The organism is Streptomyces sp. BBFR51 (genome assembly GCF_044591655.1).
Taxonomy (GTDB): Bacteria; Actinomycetota; Actinomycetes; order Streptomycetales; family Streptomycetaceae; genus Streptomyces.
This window is the reverse complement of the sequence record NZ_CP172448.1, coordinates 5,263,823-5,286,421: the sequence shown is the minus strand read 5'-3', so window position 1 is coordinate 5,286,421 and position 22,599 is coordinate 5,263,823. Positions and strand designations below refer to the sequence as shown.

Annotated in this window: 22 protein-coding genes; 12 read left to right on the top strand and 10 right to left on the bottom strand. The window is 71.6% G+C overall.

Going from position 1 to position 22,599, the window contains the following annotated elements; all coding sequences use genetic code 11:
• The first annotated feature begins 163 nt into the window (after positions 1-163).
• Together ACGH7X_RS24305 and ACGH7X_RS24300 are read left to right on the top strand one after the other, a co-directional pair.
• Positions 164-1,129, top strand: coding sequence for a glycosyltransferase family 2 protein (locus ACGH7X_RS24305; RefSeq protein WP_399887879.1), 966 nt, complete (start codon positions 164-166; stop codon positions 1,127-1,129).
• Between the two features lie 3 nt (positions 1,130-1,132).
• Positions 1,133-2,488, top strand: a complete 1,356-nt coding sequence (locus ACGH7X_RS24300; RefSeq protein ID WP_399887877.1) for a polysialyltransferase family glycosyltransferase — start codon at positions 1,133-1,135, stop codon at positions 2,486-2,488.
• 101 nt (positions 2,489-2,589) lie between these two features.
• Here ACGH7X_RS24300 and ACGH7X_RS24295 read toward each other — a convergent pair whose 3' ends face one another.
• Positions 2,590-3,693 carry an acyltransferase gene (locus tag ACGH7X_RS24295; RefSeq protein ID WP_399887875.1) on the bottom strand — a complete coding sequence of 368 codons (1,104 nt, stop codon included), beginning with the start codon at positions 3,691-3,693 and terminating at the stop codon, positions 2,590-2,592.
• A 376-nt stretch (positions 3,694-4,069) separates the two neighbouring features.
• Here ACGH7X_RS24295 and ACGH7X_RS24290 point away from each other — a divergent pair, with 376 nt between their 5' ends.
• Both ACGH7X_RS24290 and ACGH7X_RS24285 read left to right on the top strand, forming a co-directional pair.
• Positions 4,070-4,954: a class I SAM-dependent methyltransferase gene (locus ACGH7X_RS24290; protein WP_399887873.1), complete on the top strand. Its 885-nt coding sequence runs from the start codon at positions 4,070-4,072 to the stop codon at positions 4,952-4,954.
• 126 nt (positions 4,955-5,080) lie between these two features.
• Positions 5,081-6,091, top strand: a complete 1,011-nt coding sequence (locus ACGH7X_RS24285; RefSeq protein ID WP_399887871.1) for a class I SAM-dependent methyltransferase — start codon at positions 5,081-5,083, stop codon at positions 6,089-6,091.
• Here ACGH7X_RS24285 and ACGH7X_RS24280 read toward each other — a convergent pair.
• Entirely contained in the window at positions 6,076-6,726 is a 651-nt protein-coding gene (locus ACGH7X_RS24280) for a TetR/AcrR family transcriptional regulator C-terminal domain-containing protein (protein WP_399887869.1), read from the bottom strand. The two genes, ACGH7X_RS24285 and ACGH7X_RS24280, sit on opposite strands and share 16 nt — an antisense overlap.
• 72 nt (positions 6,727-6,798) lie before the next feature.
• Between ACGH7X_RS24280 and ACGH7X_RS24275 the strand changes: the two genes are divergently transcribed.
• Positions 6,799-8,223 (top strand): FAD-dependent oxidoreductase, encoded by a 1,425-nt coding sequence (locus ACGH7X_RS24275; protein ID WP_399887867.1) that lies wholly within the window; start codon positions 6,799-6,801, stop codon positions 8,221-8,223.
• A 24-nt stretch (positions 8,224-8,247) separates the two neighbouring features.
• On the opposite strand, the gene ACGH7X_RS24270 is transcribed toward ACGH7X_RS24275, so the two are convergent.
• Both ACGH7X_RS24270 and ACGH7X_RS24265 read right to left on the bottom strand, forming a co-directional pair.
• Entirely contained in the window at positions 8,248-8,820 is a 573-nt protein-coding gene (locus ACGH7X_RS24270) for a Uma2 family endonuclease (protein WP_399897308.1), read from the bottom strand.
• Between the two features lie 109 nt (positions 8,821-8,929).
• On the bottom strand, positions 8,930-10,510 hold the full coding sequence (locus ACGH7X_RS24265) for a methylmalonyl-CoA mutase (protein WP_399887865.1): 1,581 nt from the start codon (positions 10,508-10,510) through the stop codon (positions 8,930-8,932).
• Positions 10,511-10,760: 250 nt separating this feature from the next.
• Between ACGH7X_RS24265 and ACGH7X_RS24260 the strand changes: the two genes are divergently transcribed.
• Positions 10,761-11,606, top strand: coding sequence for a L,D-transpeptidase family protein (locus ACGH7X_RS24260; RefSeq protein WP_399887863.1), 846 nt, complete (start codon positions 10,761-10,763; stop codon positions 11,604-11,606).
• 218 nt (positions 11,607-11,824) lie between these two features.
• Here ACGH7X_RS24260 and ACGH7X_RS24255 read toward each other — a convergent pair whose 3' ends face one another.
• The 6 genes from ACGH7X_RS24255 to ACGH7X_RS24230 form a co-directional block, all read right to left on the bottom strand.
• Complete coding sequence (locus tag ACGH7X_RS24255) at positions 11,825-13,018, bottom strand: hypothetical protein (protein ID WP_399887861.1); 1,194 nt, start codon at positions 13,016-13,018, stop codon at positions 11,825-11,827.
• A complete protein-coding gene (locus tag ACGH7X_RS24250; protein WP_399887859.1) occupies positions 13,018-13,680 on the bottom strand; it encodes an RNA polymerase sigma factor in 663 nt (220 codons plus the stop codon). The genes ACGH7X_RS24255 and ACGH7X_RS24250 overlap by 1 nt, the downstream gene beginning before the upstream one ends.
• Positions 13,681-14,067: 387 nt before the next feature.
• The gene (locus tag ACGH7X_RS24245) at positions 14,068-14,502 is read right to left on the bottom strand and encodes a hypothetical protein (RefSeq protein WP_399887858.1); all 435 of its coding nucleotides are present in this window, start codon (positions 14,500-14,502) and stop codon (positions 14,068-14,070) included.
• A 155-nt stretch (positions 14,503-14,657) separates the two neighbouring features.
• Positions 14,658-15,239, bottom strand: coding sequence for a hypothetical protein (locus ACGH7X_RS24240; RefSeq protein WP_399887856.1), 582 nt, complete (start codon positions 15,237-15,239; stop codon positions 14,658-14,660).
• A gap of 87 nt (positions 15,240-15,326) precedes the next feature.
• Positions 15,327-15,920, bottom strand: coding sequence for a hypothetical protein (locus tag ACGH7X_RS24235; protein WP_399887854.1), 594 nt, complete (start codon positions 15,918-15,920; stop codon positions 15,327-15,329).
• Between the two features lie 122 nt (positions 15,921-16,042).
• Entirely contained in the window at positions 16,043-17,659 is a 1,617-nt protein-coding gene (locus ACGH7X_RS24230) for a glycoside hydrolase family 20 protein (RefSeq protein WP_399887852.1), read from the bottom strand.
• A 230-nt stretch (positions 17,660-17,889) separates the two neighbouring features.
• On the opposite strand from ACGH7X_RS24230, the gene ACGH7X_RS24225 reads away from it, so the two are divergent.
• The 6 genes from ACGH7X_RS24225 to ACGH7X_RS24200 all read left to right on the top strand — a co-directional run bounded on the left by ACGH7X_RS24225 (position 17,890) and on the right by ACGH7X_RS24200 (position 22,595).
• Entirely contained in the window at positions 17,890-18,399 is a 510-nt protein-coding gene (locus ACGH7X_RS24225; protein ID WP_399887850.1) for a 2-oxo-4-hydroxy-4-carboxy-5-ureidoimidazoline decarboxylase, read from the top strand.
• 223 nt (positions 18,400-18,622) lie between these two features.
• On the top strand, positions 18,623-19,003 hold the full coding sequence (gene sdhC, locus ACGH7X_RS24220) for a succinate dehydrogenase, cytochrome b556 subunit (RefSeq protein ID WP_003974113.1): 381 nt from the start codon (positions 18,623-18,625) through the stop codon (positions 19,001-19,003).
• A 5-nt stretch (positions 19,004-19,008) separates the two neighbouring features.
• On the top strand, positions 19,009-19,491 hold the full coding sequence (locus tag ACGH7X_RS24215; RefSeq protein ID WP_399887848.1) for a succinate dehydrogenase hydrophobic membrane anchor subunit: 483 nt from the start codon (positions 19,009-19,011) through the stop codon (positions 19,489-19,491).
• 19 nt (positions 19,492-19,510) lie between these two features.
• The gene (gene sdhA, locus ACGH7X_RS24210) at positions 19,511-21,265 is read left to right on the top strand and encodes a succinate dehydrogenase flavoprotein subunit (RefSeq protein WP_399887846.1); all 1,755 of its coding nucleotides are present in this window, start codon (positions 19,511-19,513) and stop codon (positions 21,263-21,265) included.
• Positions 21,265-22,038: a succinate dehydrogenase iron-sulfur subunit gene (locus tag ACGH7X_RS24205; protein ID WP_399887844.1), complete on the top strand. Its 774-nt coding sequence runs from the start codon at positions 21,265-21,267 to the stop codon at positions 22,036-22,038. The genes sdhA and ACGH7X_RS24205 overlap by 1 nt, the downstream gene beginning before the upstream one ends.
• Before the next feature lie 146 nt (positions 22,039-22,184).
• Positions 22,185-22,595 carry a VOC family protein gene (locus ACGH7X_RS24200; protein ID WP_399887842.1) on the top strand — a complete coding sequence of 137 codons (411 nt, stop codon included), beginning with the start codon at positions 22,185-22,187 and terminating at the stop codon, positions 22,593-22,595.
• Positions 22,596-22,599: the final 4 nt, after the last annotated feature.

Here is a 22,599-nt window from a genome sequence, read left to right as displayed (position 1 = left end):
AGAATTCACTTCCGATGCGAACGGTGTTCGCCTTCCCGCACCCCGCACAACACCGCCGGCGTCGGGAGCGTGGTTAGCCTGTTCCGATCCCGGTCATTCCTCCAGTCCTTCCTTCCTTTCTTCTTTCCTTCCTTCATTCCACCTTCGAGCGTGAGAGGCCCGTGTGCCGAAACTGTCCGTCGTCGTTCCCATGCACAATGTGGAAGCCTTCGCCGAGAGCACGCTGAGAAGTCTCGCCAACAACGCGGACCCCGACTTCGAGTTCCTCCTCGTCGACGACTGCTCCACGGATTCCACCTCATGGGCGATCGACCGCTGGGCGGAGCGACGCGACGACGCGCGGGTGATCCGGCACGAGACGAACCGGGGCATAGCCCAGGCGCGCAACAGCGGTATCGACGCGGCCCGGGGCGAGTTCGTCACGTTCCTGGACGGCGACGACTGGTACGGGCCGGGTTACCTCACCGAACTGGTGCGCTCGGTGGAGGAGTTGGGATGCGACTTCGCCCGTACCGACCATGTCCAGGCCACCGGCACCGAGCGGGTGATCCGGCGGCCCCCGGCCCAGCTGCGCGACACCGTGATGGACCCGCGCGACGGCATAGCCCCGCCCCACATGGAGACGATGGTCGACTACCCCTTCGTCTGGGCGGGGATCTACCGCCGGTATCTCTTCGCCGACGGCGGGATGCGTTTCGCGACCGAACTCCGCACGGCCGAGGACCGGTTGTGGATCTGGCGGCTGCATCTGAAGGCCGAGACGTACGCGTCCGTGGGGCTGCACGGGGTGTTCTACCGGCGGGGCGTCGCCACCTCGCTCACCCAGATCAAGGACTCGCGGCAGCTGGACTTCATCCCGGCCTACGACATGCTCATCCAGGACCTGCTGAAGGACCGGGAGGCGGACCGTTTCCTCCCCAAGGCGGTGCGGACCTACTGCGCCATGATCGCCTTCCACCTCGGCAAGGTGAACGAGTACGAGTCCTCGGCGGCCCAGCGGCTGCGGCGGGAGGCGCGGGACGCGCTGCACCGTATGCCCCAGCACGTGCTGGAGGAGACCCTCCGCACCATCGACAGCACCCGCAGCAGGCTGCTCAGCCGCCTGCGTGACGGCCGGAAGGCTGCCTGACCCATGCCCCACACGACCCAGATCTTCCAGGTCTCCACCCTGTACGGAGCGGCCACCCTCGCCGCGGCGCTCGACGCGGGTCTGTTCGGGCCGCGCGACGAAGCCCGGCGCGTCCTGCTGGTGTCCAACAACGCGGCGATACCCGAGACCGCGCTGCGCCTGGACGAGATGCACGGCTACGAGCGAATATCCGGCCGGTTCGACTCCGTGGTCAGCTGGAACGAGGCGATCCGCCCGCACCACCCCAGCTCCTGGGGCCCGCGGGGCAACGACGTGTCCCTGTGGCAGAAGGCGTTCCGTCTGGCGTGGGGCATCGGGGAACGCGACCGCGTCGAGCTGGCCGTCGAGTCGATCCAGGTCAACCCGGCCCGTGCGCTGGCGGCGATCTTCTCCGAGAGCTCCGTGCACGTGTACGCCGACGGCCTGATGAGCTACGGCCCGACGCGCGAGAAGCTGCCGCTGACCATCGCGCGCCGCATCCGCCGGCTGCTCCACCTGGACCTGATACCGGGGCTGCGGCCGATGCTGCTGTCCGAGTTCGGCGTCGAGCCCGTGATCGTCCCCGACGACGCGTTCCGCGCGGTGCTCGACGAGGTCTCCCGGGACGCGGCGGGCGATCCCGAACTGGCGCCGGTGCTGCGGGAGAAGCCCACGGCCGTGCTGCTCGGCCAGTACCTGGCGGCGATCAACATCCTGACCGCGCAGGAGGAGGAGGACCTCCACGTCCGCATGCTCACCGGGGCCGCGCGGGCCGGGCACCGCTCCGTGGTCTTCAAGCCGCATCCGACGGCCCCGGCCGGGTACACGGCGGCGCTGAGCAAGGCGGCGGCGGACGCGGGCGTGCGGCTGACCGTGCTGGACGCGCCGCTGCTGGCCGAGACGCTGTACGACCACTGCGCGCCGGAGCTCGTCGTCGGCTGTTTCTCGACAGCGATGGTGACCGCCTCGGCCTACTACGACGTGCCCGTCGCCCGGGTGGGCACGGCGCTGGTGATGGAGCGGCTCAAGCCGTACCCGAACAGCAACCGCGTGCCCCTGGCCGTCGTCGACCATCTGGTGCCCGACCTGGAGCGCGGTGAGACCCCGGCGCTGGTCGGCGCGGCTCCCGAGTCGTTGTCGCCGCTGGTCCGGGCGATCGGTTTCTGCATGCAGCCCAAGACGTACGCGGAGCTGCGGGAGCCGACGGAGGCCTGGCTGCGGGTCAATCTGGCCACCGGCCCGGGCTACTACTTCCCCGAGCTGCGGCTGACCGAGCTGGGCCTGCCCGGCAGCCGCCCGCAGTTGCGCGCCAAGCTCCAGGTGCGGCGGGCCCGGCGCGTGGTGCGCAGGGCGGTGCGACGCGGCGCCGGGAAGAAGTGACCGGGAGAGCGGGACCGTGACGGAGCCCGTCACGCAGCCCGTCACGCAGCCCCTTCGGCCGAGCGGCCGAAGGGGCTCCGGCGTTTTCGCCGCCGCCCGGCTCAGCCCAGCCAGCGGGCCAGCCGCAGCCGTGTCCACAGCAGGGCGGCGGCGAAGGACAGCACGACCGTGGCCACGGTGAGCCCCGCGAGCCCGCCCACGGCGGCCGGCCACCCCGCGTCCGCCGACACCACGCGCGGGGCGAGCGCCTCCAGGAAGAGCAGGTGGACCAGGTAGGCGCCGAAGGAGGCCCCGGCGAGCCGGCCCAGCAGCGGCCGGAACCGCTCGGGCACCCTGATCCGGTTGAGGGCCATCAGCAGCGTGCCCGCCAGCAGCGCCACCACGACGGAGGCGTAGGGGCTCGGGAAGTGCACCCGGTGTTCGTAGACGGCGACCGCGGCCCACGCGAAGAGCCCGCCGGCCAGCCACAGCAGGCGCCGCCGCCGGCCGGCGACCGCCGCCCCCGGCAGCGACAGCAGGACGGCCCCGGCGACGGCGTACGCGATCTGGTAGACGCCGAACTGCCAGGCGAAGGGCGGAACGCGGACGTCGAACAGGCGCCCGAGGTCGCCGAGGAGGGTCGGGGCGAGCGCGAGGCCGAGCAGCGCGGCGCCCGCGCCCCAGGGCCGCTTGCCGTTCCTGACCAGGACCGCCACCGACAGCAGCAGGATCACGGGGACGTACGCGTACAGGTACCAGAGGTGGAAGGCAGGCCGCACGGAGCCGAACAGCGCGTCCCACGCGAGGTCTCGGGTGGGGTCGGTGTTGGCGTCCCGCGCCCAGTCCCACAGCAGGTAGGCGGCGGTCCACACGGCCATGGGCACCACGATGCGGGTCAGCCGCTTGCGGATCTGCCCGGCGTCCCGCGGCGGTGCCCCGCTCAGCACGACCCAGCCGGCGATCGCGAAGAAGAGCGGCACGGCGCACCGGCTCAGCGCGTCCCCGGCGAGCGCGGTCCAGTACACGGGCCCGCCCCCGGAGGGGGTACGGTCCACGGCCTTCATGAGTTCGCCCGCGGCGTGGCAGACGATGACCCCGACCGAGGCGAGGACCCGGACGAGGTCGATGTCGTACCGGTGCTCGCCCCGGGCACGCGGCGCCGGCGTGTCGACGGCGGAGGGGGCGGTCGCGGTGGCGGACGGCCGCGCGGACTCGGCGGCGGTCATGGGCTCGGCGGCGATGGGTGGTCACTCCCGGACAGGACGCGCGGGCCCGCCGGTCGTCCGGCCGGGCCCGGGGATCGAATGGCTCGCGTCGCGCGCCCGCGGTCGCGGCGCCGCGCGGCGCACGTCGGTGCAGGCTATGAGGCCCCGCACGGGCCGGGAACCGCTCCCGGATGAACATCGGCCACGTACGGGTGGCCTTCCGGTGAACAGCGGGGGCCGTCGTCTCCCGGTCGTCGGGAGTTCCGCGGAAGTTCTTCTCCTGGCCCGCCGGGGTGCTCCGCCCGCGGCCGGGGGCCTCCCTAGTGTGGCCCCATCCACCCCACTGGCGTTGCGCGTACTCCCGTTCACCTCCGTGTCGGATTGAGGTCGTTGGCCCATGAACAGCCGTTCCCTGCTCCGCAGTCCGGTCTCCCGGCGTCTGCTGCGACCGGTCGCCGATCTGATCGACCGGCGCATCGAGCGGCAGGTGAGTGCGGCGGTCCGGCAGGCGACCACCCACCGGCTGAGCTGCGAGCTGCTCCTGGGCGAGCGCGGCCGCGGCCTGTCCCGGGTGGTGTCCCAGGGACCGCTGGAGCGTCTGCACGCCGAGGTCGCGGCGCTGTCCGGCGACCGTGACGCGGCGACCCGCAACGTCGCGACGGCCTACCGGCTGCTGGTGGGTCTCGAGGCACTGGGCGTGGGCCGGATCGCGGGCGGCACCATGAACATCTGCGGCAAGCTCGGCACGATCCCGCTGCTGGATCCGCCGAACGACGAGATCCTGGAGATAGGGACGCTGTACGGCATGTTCTCCACCGGCCTGGTCCGGATGCTGGAGCGCGACGGCCGCAGCCCGAGCCTGACCATCGTCGACCCCTTCGCCGGCGTACAGCTCCAGCCGGGCACCAACCCGCGCCCCGATCCGACGGGCACCCCGGTCGACGAGCACGCCGTGCGCACCAACCTGGCCCTCGCCGGTCCGGCGGGCGCGGCGGCCCGCATCCGGCGGGGCTTCTCCGAGGACCCCGAGACCCGGGCGGCCGTCTCGGACCGCGCCTACGGCGTGATCGTCGTCGACGGCGACCACTCGGCGAAGGGCGTCCGCCAGGACCTCGAGTGGGCGGAGGAGATCGCCGCGCCCGGCGCGATCGTCGTCCTGGACGACTACGGCGACCCGGCCTGGCCGGGCATCAAGGAAGCCATGGACGACCACCTCCGGGACGGCACGCGCCTCACCTACCTGGGAAAGGCGGCCCACTCGGCGTATCTGCGGGCGTCCTGAGCGCGGGGTGCGGCACGGGTCGCGGACGGTGCCGGGCCGGACACATTGAGCAATTCGTGCGATTTTCCGCCCATCGGATAGCGCGCGCTCACTCCATTTCGGCCGCCGAGGGGGCATCCTCCCCTCATGGCCACTGCGCAAGAGACGCACAAGTACCCCGGTGAGCTGAACGACGTCCCCGGCTGGTTCTGGCCGCTCGACCAGGTGCTGTTCTCCTGGTTCCTGGAGCGGCAGGAGCGCCTCGACACCCGCGGCGACCTGCTCGAACTGGGCGCCTACCTGGGCAAGAGCGCGATTCTGCTCGGGCACCGGCTGCGGGACGGCGAGACGCTCACGGTCTGCGACCTGTTCGGGGCCGAGCCGCCGGACGCGGCCAACCGGGCGGAGGCGGCGAAGTCGTACTCCTCGCTCACCCGCCAGGCCTTCGAGCGGAACTACCTGTCCTTCCACGAGAGCCTGCCGACGATCGTCCAGGCGCCCAGCTCCGCGATCGTCGACGAGGTCCGGCCCGGCACCTGCCGCTTCGTCCACATCGACGCCTCGCACCTGTACGAGCACGTCGAGGGCGACATCGGCGCGGCGAAGGACCTGCTGGGGCCGGGCGGCATCGTCGTCCTGGACGACTTCCGCAGCGAGCACACCCCGGGCGTCGCCGTCGCCGCCTGGGAGGCGGTGCTCAACCGCGGCCTGCGCCCGGTCTGCCTGAGCAGCCAGAAGCTGTACGGCACCTGGGGCGACCCGGAGCCCGTACAGGAGGAGCTGCTCGCGACGCTGCGCGGGCGCGACGACATCGCCGTGACGGTGGAGCGTGCCGCGGGGCACCGGCTGGTGCGGACCCGTGCCAAGGTCAAGCGGCTTCGGCCGCCCTCGCTGCCGTCCTCGCGGCACCCTGCGCCCGCTCCGGCGCCCGCTTCGGCGCCCGACGCGGGCCCGCCGGACGCCACGCCCGTGCCGGGGCAGACCACGCAGCCCCGTCCGCCGGAGCGTGCGGCGCGCACGGCCCGGCCCGCGGCCCCGCGGGACCGCACCCGGCGTCTGGCCCTGGACCTGCTGCCGCCCCTCGTCACGCGTGCGGTGCGCCGGTACCGGGCGCAGCAGCGGGCGAAGGCGGGCCGGGCGGCTCAGTCGAGGCGGTAGGTCACCCCGATGCCCGCGATCACCAGCGCCAGCGCCTCCTCGAACTGCCGCTCGAAGTCCCCGAAGATCTCCGCCCCCGCCGCGGCCGTCAGGGGGTAGGCGGCCAGCAGGCGGGCGCGTTCGTCCACGTCGAAACCCTCCCGGCGCTCGTCCGGCACGGGATGGACGCCCTGTTCCTCGGTGACGAAGCCGAGGGTGAACAGGTACGCCGTCGTGTTCGCGCGGACCGCCTGCGCGAGGGTGAGTCCGGCGGCGGTGAACAGCCGCAGACTGTCCTCCATCTGCTCGGCGTGGACCGCGCCGGTGAAGCGTGAGCCGCTGAACACCTTGGCGCCGTCGCGGTAGTGGAGCAACGACGAGCGCAGACCGCGGCTCGCCTTGAGCAGCCGCTCCCGCCAGGTGTCGGCGGGGTCGAGGGCGGTCTCGGCGATCATGCGCCGGTACATCTCGGTGGCCATCTCGTCGAGCAGGGCCTGCTTGTCCTTGAAGTGCCAGTACAGGGCGGGCGCCTTGACGTCCAGTTCCCTGGCGATGGTGCGCAGGGTCAGACCGTCCAGACCGACCTCGTTCAGCAGTTTCAGCGCCGTGTCCGCGACCCGTCGGCGGTCGAGGGGGACGCGTCGTTCCGTACTCACACTTGACAGCTTAACGGCGTTAAGGCCATTCTCGTACCCAGACGGCACTTAACGTTGTTAAGGAGAGTGTTCATGAAGACGGACACGGATGTCCTGATCGTCGGCGCGGGCCCCACCGGTCTCGCCCTCGCGGTGGACCTGGCCCGGCGCGGCGTGGACGCGCTGGTCCTGGAGCGCGCGCAGGAGCTGTTCCCCGGCTCCCGGGGCAAGGGCCTGCAGCCCCGGACGATGGAGGTCTTCGACGACCTCGGCGTCCTCGACGCGATCCACGCGGCGGGCGGGACCTACCCGGTCGGCATGGTCTGGCGCGACGGCGAGCGGGTCGGCGAGCACCACATGTTCGACCCGGCCGAGCCGAGCGAGGACTCGCCGTACAACGCACCGTGGATGGTGCCGCAGTGGCGTACGCAGGAGATCCTGGCGGAGCGGCTGGCGGAGCTGGGCGGCAAGGTCGCCTTCGACCGGGAGGTCGCCGGGCTCACCCAGGACGCGGACGGCGTCACCGCGCACCTCTCCTCGGGCCGGGCGGTGCGCGCCCGCTACCTGGTCGCCGCGGACGGCGGCCGCTCGGCGGTGCGCCGCGCGCTGGACATCGGCATGACCGGCGAGACCGTCGACCCGAACCCGACGCTGGTCGCGGACGTCCGGATCGCCGGCCTGGACCGCGACAACTGGCACCTCTTCCCGCCCCGCGACGACGCCGACTTCCTCGCCGTCTGCCCGCTGGCCGGCACCGAGGACTTCCAGGTGACGGCGCGGTTCCCGGAGGGCGCGGACGTCGACCTCACCCCGGACGGCATCCGCAAGGTCGTCGCGGACCGCTCGCACATCGCCGCCGAGGACGTCGTCGAGGTGCGCTGGGCCTCCGACTTCCGGCCGCGGGCCGCTCTGGCCGACCGCTTCCGCTCGGGCCGGGTCTTCCTGGCCGGGGACGCGGCGCACGTGCACTCACCGGCGGGCGGCCAGGGCCTGAACACCAGCGTCCAGGACGCCTACAACCTGGGCTGGAAGCTGGGCGCGGTGCTCACGGGCGGCGCCCCGGCCGCACTCCTGGACAGCTACGAGGAGGAACGGCGCCCGATCGCCGCGCAGATGCTCGACCTGTCGACCGGCGTCCACCGCGGCGAGGTGCGGCGCGGCGAAGCGACGCGGCAACTGGGCCTGGGGTACCGGGAGTCGTCCCTGACGGCGGAGGCGCGGGGCGCGGCGGTCGCGGAGGGTGCCGCGGTACGGGCCGGGGACCGTGCGCCCGACGGCCGGGTCGGCGACGTACGGCTCTTCGACGCCTTCCGGGGGCCGCACTGGACGCTGCTGGCGCTGGGCACCGACGCGCCCGGCGGTGGCGTGGGGGCGGCGGTGCGGGTGGTGCGCGGGGACGCGCACGGGGCGTACGGGACGGGGCTGTTCCTCGTACGGCCGGACGGGTACGTGGGGTGGGCCGGGGACACTCCGGAGGGCCTCGGCAGCTACCTGGGCCGGTTCGGGCTGAGCGGCTGAGTCCCGAACCGGTTCCCGTCCGTCTCAGTCGTCGCCGTCGAGGAGGGTGTCGACGGAGAGGTCGAGGGTGACGCCGACGGATTCGGGGACGGGGACGTCCTGGCCCCGCCTGAAACGCTGGGGGTCGGGGTACTTGCCATCGGCCGGGTCGGTGTAGAGCAGAACCTCGTCGTGGTGGCGGTCGGCGATGACGTAGACCGGGATGCCCGCCCTGGCGTAGGTCCCCACCTTGATGGCCGTGTCATTGGACCAGTTGGTGGAGGTCACCTCGAGGACCAGCCGGAAGACGTGCGGCGAGTAGCAGTTCTTCTCCACGACCGCGTCCCTGTAGACGTCGTCGACCACGGAGAAGTCGGGCACCGCATAGTCGTCGGGACCCGTCGGCAGCCACAACCCGATGCCACCGAGGTATCTGAGCCCCGCCTGCCTGGCCCCGACCCGGGCGAACTCCTCGACGAGCCAGGTCAGCGACTCCTGGTGCGGACCATCCGGCGGCGGTGTCACAACGATGCTCCCGTTGAGGATCTCTACCCGGTGGCCGGGCAGCTCCTCCCAGAGATGGTCAGCAGCATCGGCAAGCGACGACTCGTGCATCATGACGGCCACGGCACCCTCCTTACGGGAACACCCTCCACGAGCCTAACCAGGAACGTGCGCCTTTCGCTCCCGACCACCCATTCGAGGTACCGGCCCAGCTCAGCGCCCGTCAGAAGGCGTCCGAGGGCACGTAGGTCCCCCAGACCTCCCGCAGCGCGTTGCAGACCTCGCCCACCGTCGCCCGGGCCCGCAGCGCGTCCTTCATCGGGTACAGGACGTTGTCCTCGCCCTCGGCCGCCTTCTTCAGGGCCCCCAGCGCGGCGTCGACCGCGGGCTGGTCGCGCTCCGCGCGGAGCGCGGCCAGCCGCTCGGCCTGCTGGGCCTCGATGGCCGGGTCGACGCGGAGGGGCTCGTAGGGCTCCTCGGCGTCGAGCTGGTAGCGGTTGACGCCGACCACGACGCGCTCGCCGGAGTCGGTCTCCTGGGCGATGCGGTAGGCGCTGCGCTCGATCTCGCTTTTCTGGAAGCCGTGCTCGATGGCGTTGACCGCGCCGCCGAGGTCCTCGACCTTCCGCATCAGCTCCAGCGTCGCCGCCTCGACGTCGTCGGTCATCTTCTCGACGACGTAGGACCCGGCGAAGGGGTCGACGGTCGCCGTCACGTCGGTCTCGTAGGCAAGGACCTGCTGGGTGCGCAGGGCGAGCCGCGCGGACTTGTCGGTGGGCAGCGCGATGGCCTCGTCGAAGGAGTTGGTGTGCAGCGACTGCGTGCCGCCGAGGACCGCGCCCAGGCCCTGCACGGCGACGCGGACCAGGTTCACCTCGGGCTGCTGGGCGGTGAGCTGCACGCCGGCGGTCTGGGTGTGGAAGCGCAGCATCAGCGACTTGGGGTTCTTCGCGCCGAACTCCTCGCGCATCACCCGCGCCCAGATCCGGCGGGCCGCCCGGAACTTGGCGACCTCTTCCAGGATCGTCGTACGGGCCACGAAGAAGAAGGACAGCCGGGGCGCGAAGTCGTCCACGTCCATGCCGGCCGCGACCGCCGTGCGCACGTACTCGATGCCGTCCGCGAGCGTGAACGCGATCTCCTGCGCGGGAGACGCACCCGCCTCGGCCATGTGGTAGCCGGAGATCGAGATCGTGTTCCACTTCGGGATCTCGGCCCGGCAGTACTTGAAGATGTCCGCGATCAGGCGCAGCGAGGGCTTGGGCGGGAAGATGTACGTCCCGCGCGCGATGTACTCCTTCAGCACGTCGTTCTGGATCGTGCCGGTGAGCTGGCCGGCGCTCACGCCCTGCTCCTCGGCGACCAGTTGGTACAGCAGGAGCAGCAGCGAGGCCGGGGCGTTGATCGTCATCGACGTGGAGACCTTGTCCAGCGGGATCCCGCCGAACAGCACCCGCATGTCATCGAGGGAGTCGATGGCCACGCCGACCTTGCCGACCTCGCCGCTGGAGATCGGGGCGTCGGAGTCGTGGCCCATCTGGGTGGGCAGGTCGAAGGCGACCGACAGTCCCATGGTGCCGTTGGCGATCAGCTGCTTGTAGCGGGCGTTCGACTCGGTCGCCGTGCCGAAACCGGCGTACTGGCGCATCGTCCACGGCCGGCCGGTGTACATGGACGGGTACACGCCCCGGGTGAAGGGGTACTTCCCCGGCTCGCCCAGCTTCTCGGCCGGATCCCAGCCCGCCTGGGTCTCGGGCCCGTAGACCGGTTCGATGGGCAGCCCGGACTCGGACTCGCGCGTCATGGTGTGATGCCTCCCGCTGAGCACATGTTCGAACTGGTCGAACTACCCGTCACTAACCCGCCAGTACAGACCGACTTCTCGACGGACTGTATCCGCGCGCGTGCACCCGGTGGAGAGGCGCACGCTGGGACCTTCCTCACAACCTCGGTGCGGTCCCGGTCACAACGATGCCGTGCCGTTCACGGCGCGTCATCCGCGGGAACAACTCAGGGGACGTCCGTGCGGGGCCGTGAGACGACGGGGGGCCGTGATGCGCATGAAGACGGGCAGGGGAAACACGGGCAGGGCGGTCGCCGTCGCCCTGGGGGCCGTACTGGTGGCGGGCGGCTGCACCGTGCAGCGCACGGGCCCGGACGGCAAGGCGCACTCCCCGGTGCGCATAGAGGTCACCGGGGCAGCGCCGAAGAGCACGCCGTCCCGCGACCGGCCGTCGAGCGCGCCGCCCGCCCGGGCGGCCGGGGCGGCCAGGGTGCTGTGGAAGCGGGGCGACACCGGCCGAGACGTCCGCGAACTGCAGGCGCGGCTGCGCCAGGTCGAGTGGCTCGTGGACGGGCCGACCGGGACGTACGACGATCTGACCGAGCGCGCGGTCAGCGGCTTCCAGGGCAAGCGCGGGCTGCCGAGGACCGGCCGGACGGACACCGTCACCTGGGAGCGGCTGCTCGGGATGTCGCGCGAGCCGGACAAGTGGGACCTGTACCTGATGGGCGGGCAGCCGGCCGCCGCGCCGGACCCGCGCTGTCTGACCGGCCGGGTGCTGTGTGTCAGCAAGTCGAGCCGGACGCTGCGCTGGATGGTCGACGGACGCACCGTGTCGACCATGTCCGTACGCTTCGGCTCGCAGTACACGCCGACCCGGGAGGGCGTCTTCCAGGTCTACTGGAAGTCCCGCCACCACGTCTCGACGCTCTACGACTCGGCCATGCCCTACGCCATGTTCTTCAGCGGCGGCCAGGCCGTGCACTACTCCTACGACTTCGCGGCCCGCGGCTACGCGGGCGCCTCGCACGGCTGCGTCAACGTGCGCGACGAGGCGGCGATCGCGGATCTGTACGCGCAGGTGAGGAACGGCGACAAGGTCGTCGTGTACTGGTGAGGCGCCGGGGCCGCGAGGCGGCGCCACGGCGGATGGGGCGCGGGCGGGACCGGGGGAACGTGTCCCGCCCGCGCCGAGGTGCACGAGCCGCAGGTACGGGGGGAACCCCGGCTCGGTGCAAAAGCCGATGACCAGTCGGCTCACTCATTACTGCGTCACGGTGGCCGAAAGTGTCACACCCTCGGCGAGAGAATCCCTCTCGACCGCGAAAGCAGAGGTCAGACGGTTCCCGCAGAGGCGGAGGACGAGGGGTGGGGGGCGTAGGCCGACGGGGTGCGCGGACCGTGGTGCGCGTGGAGGCCGTGGGAACCGTGGTGCGCGTGGAGGCCGTGAGGGCCGTGGGGGCCGTGGGGGTTCCGGTCGGGCGGGGCTATGTGGCTGTCGTCGTCATCGTCCTTGTCACCCTTGCCGCCCTTGCCGCCTTCGCCTCCCTTGCCGTCGCCGTCGTCGCCCTTCTTGCCGCCGTTGCCCTCGCCCTTGCCGTTCTCGTTGCCCTTGCCGTCCTCGTCGCCCTTGCCGCCGCTGTCGCCGGTGTCATTGCGGAGTTGGCCCTCCCGGACCGTCTCTCCCAAGTCGCCGTGCTCCCTGCTGTCCCGGCCGCCGGTGTCCTTCCGGGCGGCGGTGTCGTTTCCGGCGAGGAGGTCGCCGCAGTATTTCCCGACCCGGGACGGTCCCCCGGCCGCCTCCTTCAGCGCGCGGTTGTGGGCGCCGTCGAGTTCCCTGCCGGAGCGCACCTTGCGGCAGGAGGCGGCGAGGCCCGACCGGCGTGCGTCGGAGCCGCCGGTGTCCCGGTCGCCCGTGTCGCGGTCGTCCCCGGCCTTGCCGCCGTCCCGCGTCGTGCCGTCTTCAGGCGCGCCGGGGGCGGTGCCGCCGGGCGCCGTCCCGCCCTGCGTGCCGTCCAGCGGCGAGGGCGAGACCAGCGGGCGGTCGGGGGACGCCGCGGCCGAGACGGTGGCGGCGGGTTCCGGTTCGGTGCGGTCGAACGGTGTCGGCAGCACTCCGGTTCCGGCCGCCACCGCCACCGAGCCGACCATGCCGACGGTCAGCGCGGCGGCCAGTCCGAGGCGCAGGGGGCGGCTCCAGCGGGGGCGCCCGGCGCTGTCGGCGCGCCGGCCGATGCGGACGAGACCGGCGTCGGCCGGCCGGTTGGCGGCGCCCTTCCGGAGGGCGGCCGACGCCCCCGCGGACGCGTCGGCCCGCTCTTCGCGCACCTTGCGGTAGGCGGCCAACGCGGCTGCCTCGCCGGGGAGTTCCCCGCCGGTCGGCGCGGGTGCGGCGGAGAGCGCGCCCAGGGCCACGACGAGTCGCTCGGCACGGTCGCGGGCCGCCGGATGGGCAGCCTCCAGTGGCTCTCCGCGCAGCAAGAGCTCCGCCGTTTCGCGGTCCAGCCACTTGTTCTGCTCGTCGGCCATCACATGTCCTTCTGCGTCCGCGGACGCGTATGCGTCACACTCGCGGACGTCACCGCGCGACCACGCGGTTCTCGCTGCGGCGGCAGGGCGTCGAGCCCCCCGCCCGATTCCGGATCGCCGCCGAGCAGTTCGGCCAGCCGCTTCAGGCCGCGGTGCGCCGCCGTGCGGACCGCGCCGGGCCGCTTGCCCAGCGTCTCGGCGGCGCTCTTCGCGTCGAGGCCCATCACCACGCGCAGGACGACCGCCTCGGCCTGGTCCTGGGGCAGCCGGGCGATGAGGGAGAGGGTGTTGTCGGTGGCCAGCGTCTCCATGGCCTCGCCCGCGGTGTCGGACTCCGCGGGCCTGCCGGCCAGCTCCGTCTCGTCGCCGCCGACGGCCGGCCGGCGGCCGCGCATGCGGATGTGGTCGAGGGCGCGGTTGCGGGCGATGCGGGCGGCCCAGCCGCGGAACCGGTCGGCGTCGCCGTCGAACCGTTCGAGGTCGCGGGCGATCTGGAGCCAGGCCTCGGACGCCACGTCCTCGGCGTCGTGATCACCGACGAGCGTGCGCACGTATCCCAGCAGCCGCGGATGCACGGCGCGGTACACAGTCCGGAACGCGGTCTCGTCCCCGTCCTGCGCCGCACGCACCGCGGCGGTCAGCTCCGCGTCGTCCCCCAGCACCGAGAAGCCTTTCTGCGCCTAAACCGGCGCCGCTCTCGCGGACGTGGTCCTCGCCGTCGTGGTTTCTCCATTGATGGTCGCGGTGGTCTCCCGCAACTCCGTCGCGGGAGCGGGCCCCCCGCTGCGTCGGCGCGAATGGCACGTTACGTCTTGAAACCGCCACTCGTCCATGTCCGGCCCTCATTGCCGTACAAGATGCAACTAACCCGTGACGCGTCGCGGTGTGACAGAAAACGCAGTCGCGACGCTGTAGGGAGTACGGGCCGCCGCGCGGCCCGTGCCGCGCGACGGCCGGGGCCTCTCCTGTGGGGGGTGGCGGCCCCGGCCGTCCCTGCGGTTCACCCGCTTCGCCCTCCGCGAAGACGACCCCGTCCCCTCGTGCTCTCGTCACCGGGCCGCCGTGGCGTCCCGGCACAGGAGGCGGAGCGAGCCGTCACCGGCGAAGCAGCGGCGGGCCTCGTCGATCGGGTCCCACAGTCGGCCGTCGGGGGTGCGGACCCAGTGGTCGCCGCCGGTCGCCCACCACTCGCCGCCCGCCTGACGCACGATCACCTCACCGGCGTACGCGCCGAGACCGCGCAGCTCCGTCTCCACCGCGGCGTACGGCGCTCCCACGCGCCGGATGCCCTCGATCACCCGGTCGACGCGCCACAAGCTCTGCGCCGAGTAGTCCAGGTGCGGCCGGGCGCCCTCACGCGGCGTGGCCACCGCGTCCGCCGCCCACCGCACCGGCTTCGCGGCGGCCGACGGCCGGGTCTGCTGCCGGCCCGTCGATCCACTGCTCGATTCGCCGCTCGATCCGCTGGTCAATCCGCTGGTCACAGTCGTCACATGGGCTATAGCGCCGCGCGGCACGGTTGCGTCACACACGAACGCCGGTCGTTCCGCAACCGGCGCAGGACCGACCCACCTCCGCCATGTCCGCCGCACCACCGCCGCGCGTTCCCCGCACGTCGGTCACAGGCGGGCCCGGGGTTTCAGCCCCGCCCGCGTGCCCGGCGGGAGACCACCGCGCGCAGTACCCGGCGCCCCTCCGTGGAGACGTCCAGGGCCGGACGCAGCCCGGCCGGGCCGTGAGCGGCGAGCAGTTCCAGGACGCCGGTCTGACGGCGCAGTTCGGCGGCGACGAGGGGGGACAGCTCCTCCGGTCCGGCCTCGCGGGGTACGTCGGTGTCCGGGGCCGGGTCCGCCGCGGGGTCGAGGAGCCGGTGGATGCGGAGCGCGGCGACGGAACAGGCGTCGGCCCACGTCCGCATCGCCGGGCCGGAGCACTCGGCCGGCGCGGCCGCGAGCATGCGGCGGGCCAGGAGCACCGCATCGTCCTCGCCGGCGGCGTCGGGGCCGGCGAGCTTGTCCCGCACCTGCGCCAGCCCCTGCGCCCAGTCGCGGCCGGCCTCGTCACCGGTGCCGTCGCCGGTGTCGTCGGCGAGGGTGGTCCACAGGGGTCTGAGGACCTCGTCGTCGCCGTCCAGCAGTGGGACGCAGCGATCCAAACAAGCCAGCCCGCTCGCGGCGAGCCCGCGTACGTCGGCCCGCGCGATCAGTTCCACCAGGCTCATCGGATGCCTCCCTGTTCCCGCCGCTTCGCCCCGCCCACCACCACGGAGCCCGCACTGCCCCTTACTGCGTGCGACGGCCCGGGAGTGTCACAGCGGCACGACGCCCAGCCGGTCGAGGAAGCGGAAGAAGAGGTTTTCGGCCACCGGACCGGAGTCGGAGCCCACGCCCTCGTCCACGTCCACGTCCTCGTCCACGTCGGCGTCCGCGTCGGAGCCCACGTCCGCGTCCGCTTCGGCGCCCGGGTCGTCCGACAGCACCCGGGCCAGATCGCCGGCGCTCGCGGTGCGCCCCGCCTCGGCCGCCCAGGCGACGGCGCGTTCGGCGGCGTCGCGGGGCTCGAGGAAGTAGTCCTCCAGGGTGAGCCCGTCCCGCTCGGCGCCCAGGTACCCGGCCATGGCGGACCGCGCCAGGCAGGTCGTCCACGCCCCGCTCTCGGGCGCCGCCGCCTCCACGACCACGCAGTCGCTGTCCATCACGTACCCGAACAGCGCTGGCGCGCCGGTCTGTCCGGCCAGTTCGTTCATGTTCCCGACGTCTCCGTCGCCGCCCGGGAACTCCCACACCTGCCAGCCGTCCGGCGCGGACTGGCGCAGGGTCATGTCCGCGGCGCCGGCCAGCGCCTCCAGCTCCGCGAGCGGCCGCTCGGCGCGGCCGACGACGAAGTACCCCCAGTAGCCCATGTCCCGGTTCCCCCCGGCGTGTCGGTTCGGCTCGGTCAAAAGACCACCACAGCCGTACGGGAGTTCGCAGCCGGATCGGTCAATCGGCATGCCGCCACCGGGACCTGCCCGGGGTGTCCGCGTCAGTCGAGGCGGTTGGCCAGCGCCTTGAAGTCCGTCCAGGACAGCTCGGGCTTGTCGGGGTCCCACAGCTTCTGGACCGTCGCCGCCAGCGGCAGCCGGATGCCCTCGGCGACCTGCGCCTGCGTCTGCGCGCTCGGGATGTCGCCCCAGACCGCGAAGCTGCCGCCGAGTATCTGGTCGTCGTACTTGGCGTCGACGGCCTGCGTGCCGCGCAGGACGCGCGGGGTCCACTGCTCGTAGATGCGCTCGCCGGTCGGGTAGACGAAGGTCTGCGGCTGGCCGAGCACGTAGTAGAGGAACTCGTCGTTGTAGTTGAGGACCTGGCGGCCCGCGCTCAGGTACTCCGTCGGCGGGCGGGCGCCGATCTCCTTGCCGGTCCAGTAGGCGACCTTGATGTCCTTCAGGGGCTCGACGGACGTGTCCTTGAAGAAGCCGTCGTTCCACGCGCGCGGGACGCGGTCGTGGGCCATGACGGTCTTGGCCCGGCCGTTGAGCCAGCCGGTGGTGAGGTCGGCTACGGTGCCGCCGGAGCCGTACGCCTTGCGGGCGGCGGCGGCCAGCGTCGGGTAGGACGCCTCGGGATCCGGGACCACCAGCGCCTGGTACTCGTCGGCGCCCAGGTGGAACTGGGTGCCGGGGAACAGGTCGGCGTACTCGTTCAGCAGGTCGTCGACGATCTTCGCGGCCTCCGGCTTGGAGATGTCGATCGCGCCGCGCGTGGCCGTGCCCTGCGCGTTGCGCAGCTGGAGGTCGGGGTGCGCGGCGATCACGGCGCCGAGGTGGCCGGGCGAGTCGATCTCGGGGACGACGGTGATGTGGCGCGAGGCGGCGAGATCGATGATCTCCTTCATCTCGGCCTTGGTCAGGTGCTCGTCCGAGACGATCTCCGGGTGCGAGTCGGACTCGATGCGGAAAGCCTGGTCGTCGGAGAAGTGCAGGCCCAGTTCGTTGAACTTGAGGTCGCCCAGCTCGCGTATCCGGTCCTTGATCCAGTCGGCGTCGTAGTGCTTGCGGGCGATGTCGAGCGAGAAGCCGCGCTTCGGCTTGGCCGGCTCGTCCTTCACCACGCCCTCCGGCGCGGTACCGCCGCCGTCCACGGCCTGCTTCAGGGTGCGGGTGCCGTAGTACACGCCGGCCTCGGCGGGCCCGGTGACGGTGACCCGGCCGTCGCGCACGGTCATGGTGTACGACTCGGGGTTCGCGCCCTTGTCGGCCTTGACGTCGAGGAGCAGGTCCCCGGAGCGCTCGTCGTCCTTCTCCCCCGCGTACGTCATCCCCAGCTCGCCGGCGATCTGCTTGCCCTCGTCGGCGAGGCCGGAGTCGGCGACGACGACCCGGTGGTCCTTCTTCGGCTGCCAGCCGGGTCCGCGGGCCGCGGTGTGTTCCCGTACGGCGGGTATGGTCCGCGGCTCCTTCGACAGCGGGTAGGAGCGGCTGGGACTGGGCGCGGCCGCCTCGCCGGAGGTCCGCGCGGCCGAGCCCTCCTGGCCGCCGTCACCGTCGGTGTCGGTGGCCCACAGGCCGACCCCCACGCCGAGCGCGGCGACCACCGCACCGGCGATCACCGCCCGCTGCCTCACCTTGTGCGCCGGTATCCGGCGTCCGTGCTGGCTCACGGCGCCAACCTATGGCCGCCGCTGCCGTCATGCGTCCACCACATGTTCTGAAACTCTCCCGTTCGGGTGAAATTCGGTCATCGGTCGGACGCGCGATGCCGTCACTCGATAACGTGAAGCCACATCTCTCGCACCATCACCTGCCGACCCGTACGTGAAGCCCACGAGGATCCACGCTGCCTGCGCACCGTCTCCCAGACCTCCCCCGCCGAGTGGCCATACCGGTACCGGTGCAAACACGCGCCAATCCGGCAACTCCCTCCTCGCTGGAGCGCTTCAACACCACCTCCCCCGAAGAGGCCACCCAGACCCTGCTGACCTGCCTGAACAGTCACACCTGGGCCCACCGCCTCGCCGCCCACCGCCCCTATCCGGACCTCCCCGCCCTCCTCGCGGCGGCGGACGAGGCGGCGTACGACCTCTCCCCGGACGACCTGACCGAGGCCCTGGCCGCCGAAACACTGCCCGCACTCCCCGAGGACACCTACGCAGCGGCCCACACGGCCCTGAACGCGGCTCACGCGGCCTACGAGTCCCGCTTCGGACACGTGTTCGTCATCTGCCTGGCCGGCCTGAGTCCGGACGAGACGCTGAACCACCTACTGGCAGCCATCCGGTCACGTTTGAACAACGACCTGGACGAAGAACGCCTGGTAGCGGCAGAAGAACTCCGGCAACTGGCAAGAGGCAGATTGATCAGCACGCTCAGGGGCGCGGGGAACTGCGCGACCAGCCACTGACTACGCGCACCCGGCATACAAGACAAACCCCCATCCCCCGTAGCCGCCCCCGCCCAAACCCACTGCTCCTTTGAGTGCAACTTTGATCACACCGGCAGGCCCGCTGTAAGCACCGCAGGTACACGTCGCTACCATGCTGGGGGCCGGTGGACCGTACCCGGCCGGGCCCGACCGACAAGGAAAGCCGGCGCGGCCCCAATCCCCGCTCCCGGAGGAAATTTCCGTGCCGGCTGGAACGCTGTACCGCGGCCGGGAAGGAATGTGGTCCTGGGTGGCTCATCGAGTCACCGGCGTCCTCATCTTCTTCTTCCTGTTCGTTCACGTGCTGGACACCGCCCTCGTGCGGGTGTCCCCCGAGGCCTACGACACCGTCGTGGCCACGTACAAGACGCCGATCGTCGCGCTGCTGGAGTACGGCCTCGTCGCCGCCATCCTCTTCCACGCGCTCAACGGCCTGCGTGTCATCGCCGTCGACTTCTGGGTCAAGGGCGCCCGCTACCAGAAGCAGATGCTCTGGACCGTCGTCGCCCTGTGGGTCGTGCTGATGCTCGGGGCGATCTACCCCGTCCTCGGCCACGCCGCTCGTGAACTGTTCGGGAGCTGACGCCAATGTCCACGACTGAATCCCCCGCTTCCGGGATCGGCCCCGTCGAGGGCGCCTCCCTGTACACGGTCGACAGCCCGGCGCCGCTCATCGAGGCACCCCGCGCGCGCACGAAGAAGACCCCGAAGACCACCCGGGGCAACTTCGAGATGGTCGCCTGGCTGTTCATGCGCCTGTCCGGCGTGGTGCTGGTCGTCCTGGTCCTCGGCCACCTGCTGATCCAGCTGGTGCTCGACGGCGGTGTCTCGAAGATCGGCTTCGCCTTCGTGGCGGGCCGCTGGGCCTCGCCGTTCTGGCAGGTCTGGGACCTCGCGATGCTCTGGCTCGCCATGCTGCACGGCGGGAACGGCCTGCGCACGGTCATCAACGACTACGCGGAGCGCCCGAACACCCGCCTGTGGCTCAAGGGCCTGCTCTACACCGCCACGGTGTTCACCATCCTGCTGGGCACGCTGGTGATCTTCACCTTCGACCCGAACATCCGCTAGGCACGGGGCTGCGAAAATCATGAAGGTACACAAGTACGACACCGTCATCGTCGGCGCCGGTGGCGCCGGCATGCGCGCGGCCATCGAGTCGACCAAGCGCAGCCGCACCGCCGTGCTGACGAAGCTCTACCCCACCCGCTCCCACACGGGCGCCGCGCAGGGCGGCATGGCCGCCGCGCTGGCCAACGTGGAGGAGGACAACTGGGAGTGGCACACCTTCGACACGGTCAAGGGCGGTGACTACCTGGTCGACCAGGACGCCGCCGAGATCCTGGCGAAGGAGGCCATCGACTCGGTCCTCGACCTGGAGAAGATGGGCCTGCCGTTCAACCGGACGCCCGACGGCACGATCGACCAGCGCCGCTTCGGCGGGCACAGCCGCAACCACGGCGAGGCCCCGGTCCGCCGCTCCTGCTACGCGGCCGACCGCACCGGTCACATGATCCTCCAGACGCTCTATCAGAACTGTGTCAAGGAGGGCGTGGAGTTCTTCAACGAGTTCTACGTCCTGGACCAGCTGATCACCGAGGTCGACGGCGTCAAGCGCTCGGCCGGTGTGGTGGCGTACGAGCTGGCGACCGGCGAGATCCACGTCTTCCAGGCGAAGTCCGTGATCTACGCCTCCGGCGGCACCGGCAAGTTCTTCAAGGTGACGTCCAACGCGCACACGCTCACCGGTGACGGCCAGGCGGCCGTGTACCGCCGCGGACTGCCGCTGGAGGACATGGAGTTCTTCCAGTTCCACCCGACCGGCATCTGGCGCATGGGCATCCTGCTGACGGAGGGCGCCCGCGGTGAGGGCGGCATCCTGCGCAACAAGGACGGCGAGCGCTTCATGGAGAAGTACGCGCCGGTCATGAAGGACCTCGCGTCCCGTGACGTCGTCTCGCGCTCCATCTACACGGAGATCCGCGAGGGCCGCGGCTGCGGTCCCGAGGGCGACCACGTCTACCTGGACCTCACGCACCTCCCGCCGGAGCAGCTGGACGCCAAGCTGCCCGACATCACGGAGTTCGCGCGCACCTACCTCGGCATCGAGCCCTACACGGACCCGATCCCGATCCAGCCGACCGCGCACTACGCCATGGGCGGCATCCCGACCAACGTCGAGGGTGAGGTCCTCCGCGACAACACCACCGTCGTCCCGGGCCTGTACGCGGCCGGCGAGGTCGCCTGCGTGTCGGTGCACGGCGCCAACCGCCTGGGCACCAACTCGCTGCTCGACATCAACGTCTTCGGGCGCCGCGCGGGCATCGCCGCCGCGGAGTACGCGCAGAAGGCGGACTTCGTCGAGCTGCCCGAGGACCCGGAGTCCCAGGTCGTCGAGCAGATCGAGCGGCTGCGCTCGTCCACCGGCACCGAGCGGGTGGCGGCGATCCGCCGCGAGCTGCAGGAGTGCATGGACGCCAACGTCATGGTGTTCCGCACCGAACAGACGATCAAGACGGCCGTCGAGAAGATCGCCGAGCTGCGCGCCCGCTACAAGAACGTGTCGATCCAGGACAAGGGCCGGCGCTTCAACACCGACCTGCTGGAGGCCGTCGAGCTGGGCAACCTGCTCGACCTGGCCGAGGTGATGGCGGTGTCCGCCCTCGCCCGCAAGGAGTCGCGCGGCGGTCACTACCGCGAGGACTTCCCCAACCGCGACGACGTCAACTTCATGCGCCACACCATGGCGTACCGCGAGGTGGGCGACGACGGCGCCGAGTCCATCCGGCTCGACTACAAGCCGGTCGTCCAGACCCGCTACCAGCCGATGGAGCGTAAGTACTGATGGCTACCCCTGTCATGGAGAAGAACGACTCGGCCCCCGAGCCGGGCTTCGCCGACTCTCCCTACATCACGGTCACCTTCCGCGTCCGGCGGTTCAACCCGGAGGTCGCGGCCGAGGCGTCCTGGGAAGACTTCCAGCTGGAGATCGACCCGAAGGAGCGTGTCCTCGACGCGCTGCACAAGATCAAGTGGGAGCTCGACGGAAGCCTCACCTTCCGCCGTTCCTGCGCGCACGGCATCTGCGGCTCGGACGCCATGCGGATCAACGGCAAGAACCGCCTCGCCTGCAAGACGCTGATCAAGGACCTCAGCCCCGAGAAGCCGATCACGGTCGAGGCCATAAAGGGCCTGACGGTCCTCAAGGACCTGGTCGTCGACATGGAGCCGTTCTTCCAGGCGTACCGGGACGTGATGCCCTTCCTGATCACGAAGGACACCAACGAGCCGACGCGTGAGCGCCTGCAGACCGCCGAGGACCGCGAGCGCTTCGACGACACGACGAAGTGCATCCTGTGCGCCGCCTGCACGTCCTCGTGCCCGGTGTTCTGGAACGACGGCCAGTACTTCGGCCCGGCCGCGATCGTCAACGCCCACCGCTTCATCTTCGACTCGCGCGACGAGGCCGGCGAGCAGCGGCTGGAGATCCTCAACGACCGCGACGGCGTCTGGCGCTGCCGTACGACCTTCAACTGCACGGACGCCTGCCCGCGCGGCATCGAGGTCACCAAGGCCATCGCGGAGGTGAAGCGAGCGCTGATCACGCGCCGCTTCTGACGTCCGTCGGTCGCACCACGCCGCAGGGCCCCGTTTCCCATGGAGACGGGGCCCTGCGGCGTTCCTGCGGCCGGACGGCCCAATCCCGCAGCGGGGTCGGACCGACAATCAGCCGTTCCGGGCGACGATCGTCCTAGCCTGACGCCATGTCAGATGACGAGTCGTACGAACTGCTCGGGTTCGACAACGTACTGCTGCCCGTCGGGGACCTCGGTGAGGCCGTCGGGTTCTACGAGCGGGCCGGCTTCCCGGTCGCCTACCGGCTCGACGAGGCCGGGATCGCGCTGCTGAAGGTGGGCGTCGAGACGCCGGGACTCCTGCTGCGGGTGGAGGAGGAGTTCGGGCGGCAGCCGCCGATGTGGCCCTCCGCGCGGGTGTGGCTGGAGGTGACCGACGCCCGCGAGGCGGCGCGTGCGCTGCGCGGGGCGGGGGTGCCGCCGCTCGACGAGCCGTTCCCCGTGGCCACCGGCTGGACCGTCGAGTTCGCCGACCCGTGGGGCAACGTCATCGGCCTGACGGACTACTCCAAGCGCCCGGAGCTGGGCCGCCGCCCCTGAGCCA

Coding starts and splice junctions, on each gene's coding strand:
- ACGH7X_RS24300 (WP_399887877.1), top strand. CDS start 1,133: ATGCCCCACACGACCCAGATCTTCCAGGTCTCCACCCTGTACGGAGCG.
- ACGH7X_RS24295 (WP_399887875.1), bottom strand. CDS start 3,693: ATGACCGCCGCCGAGTCCGCGCGGCCGTCCGCCACCGCGACCGCCCCC.
- ACGH7X_RS24290 (WP_399887873.1), top strand. CDS start 4,070: ATGAACAGCCGTTCCCTGCTCCGCAGTCCGGTCTCCCGGCGTCTGCTG.
- ACGH7X_RS24285 (WP_399887871.1), top strand. CDS start 5,081: ATGGCCACTGCGCAAGAGACGCACAAGTACCCCGGTGAGCTGAACGAC.
- ACGH7X_RS24275 (WP_399887867.1), top strand. CDS start 6,799: ATGAAGACGGACACGGATGTCCTGATCGTCGGCGCGGGCCCCACCGGT.
- ACGH7X_RS24270 (WP_399897308.1), bottom strand. CDS start 8,820: ATGATGCACGAGTCGTCGCTTGCCGATGCTGCTGACCATCTCTGGGAG.
- ACGH7X_RS24265 (WP_399887865.1), bottom strand. CDS start 10,510: ATGACGCGCGAGTCCGAGTCCGGGCTGCCCATCGAACCGGTCTACGGG.
- ACGH7X_RS24260 (WP_399887863.1), top strand. CDS start 10,761: ATGCGCATGAAGACGGGCAGGGGAAACACGGGCAGGGCGGTCGCCGTC.
- ACGH7X_RS24255 (WP_399887861.1), bottom strand. CDS start 13,018: ATGGCCGACGAGCAGAACAAGTGGCTGGACCGCGAAACGGCGGAGCTC.
- ACGH7X_RS24240 (WP_399887856.1), bottom strand. CDS start 15,239: ATGAGCCTGGTGGAACTGATCGCGCGGGCCGACGTACGCGGGCTCGCC.
- ACGH7X_RS24235 (WP_399887854.1), bottom strand. CDS start 15,920: ATGGGCTACTGGGGGTACTTCGTCGTCGGCCGCGCCGAGCGGCCGCTC.
- ACGH7X_RS24215 (WP_399887848.1), top strand. CDS start 19,009: ATGTCCACGACTGAATCCCCCGCTTCCGGGATCGGCCCCGTCGAGGGC.
- sdhA (WP_399887846.1), top strand. CDS start 19,511: ATGAAGGTACACAAGTACGACACCGTCATCGTCGGCGCCGGTGGCGCC.
- ACGH7X_RS24205 (WP_399887844.1), top strand. CDS start 21,265: ATGGCTACCCCTGTCATGGAGAAGAACGACTCGGCCCCCGAGCCGGGC.
- ACGH7X_RS24200 (WP_399887842.1), top strand. CDS start 22,185: ATGTCAGATGACGAGTCGTACGAACTGCTCGGGTTCGACAACGTACTG.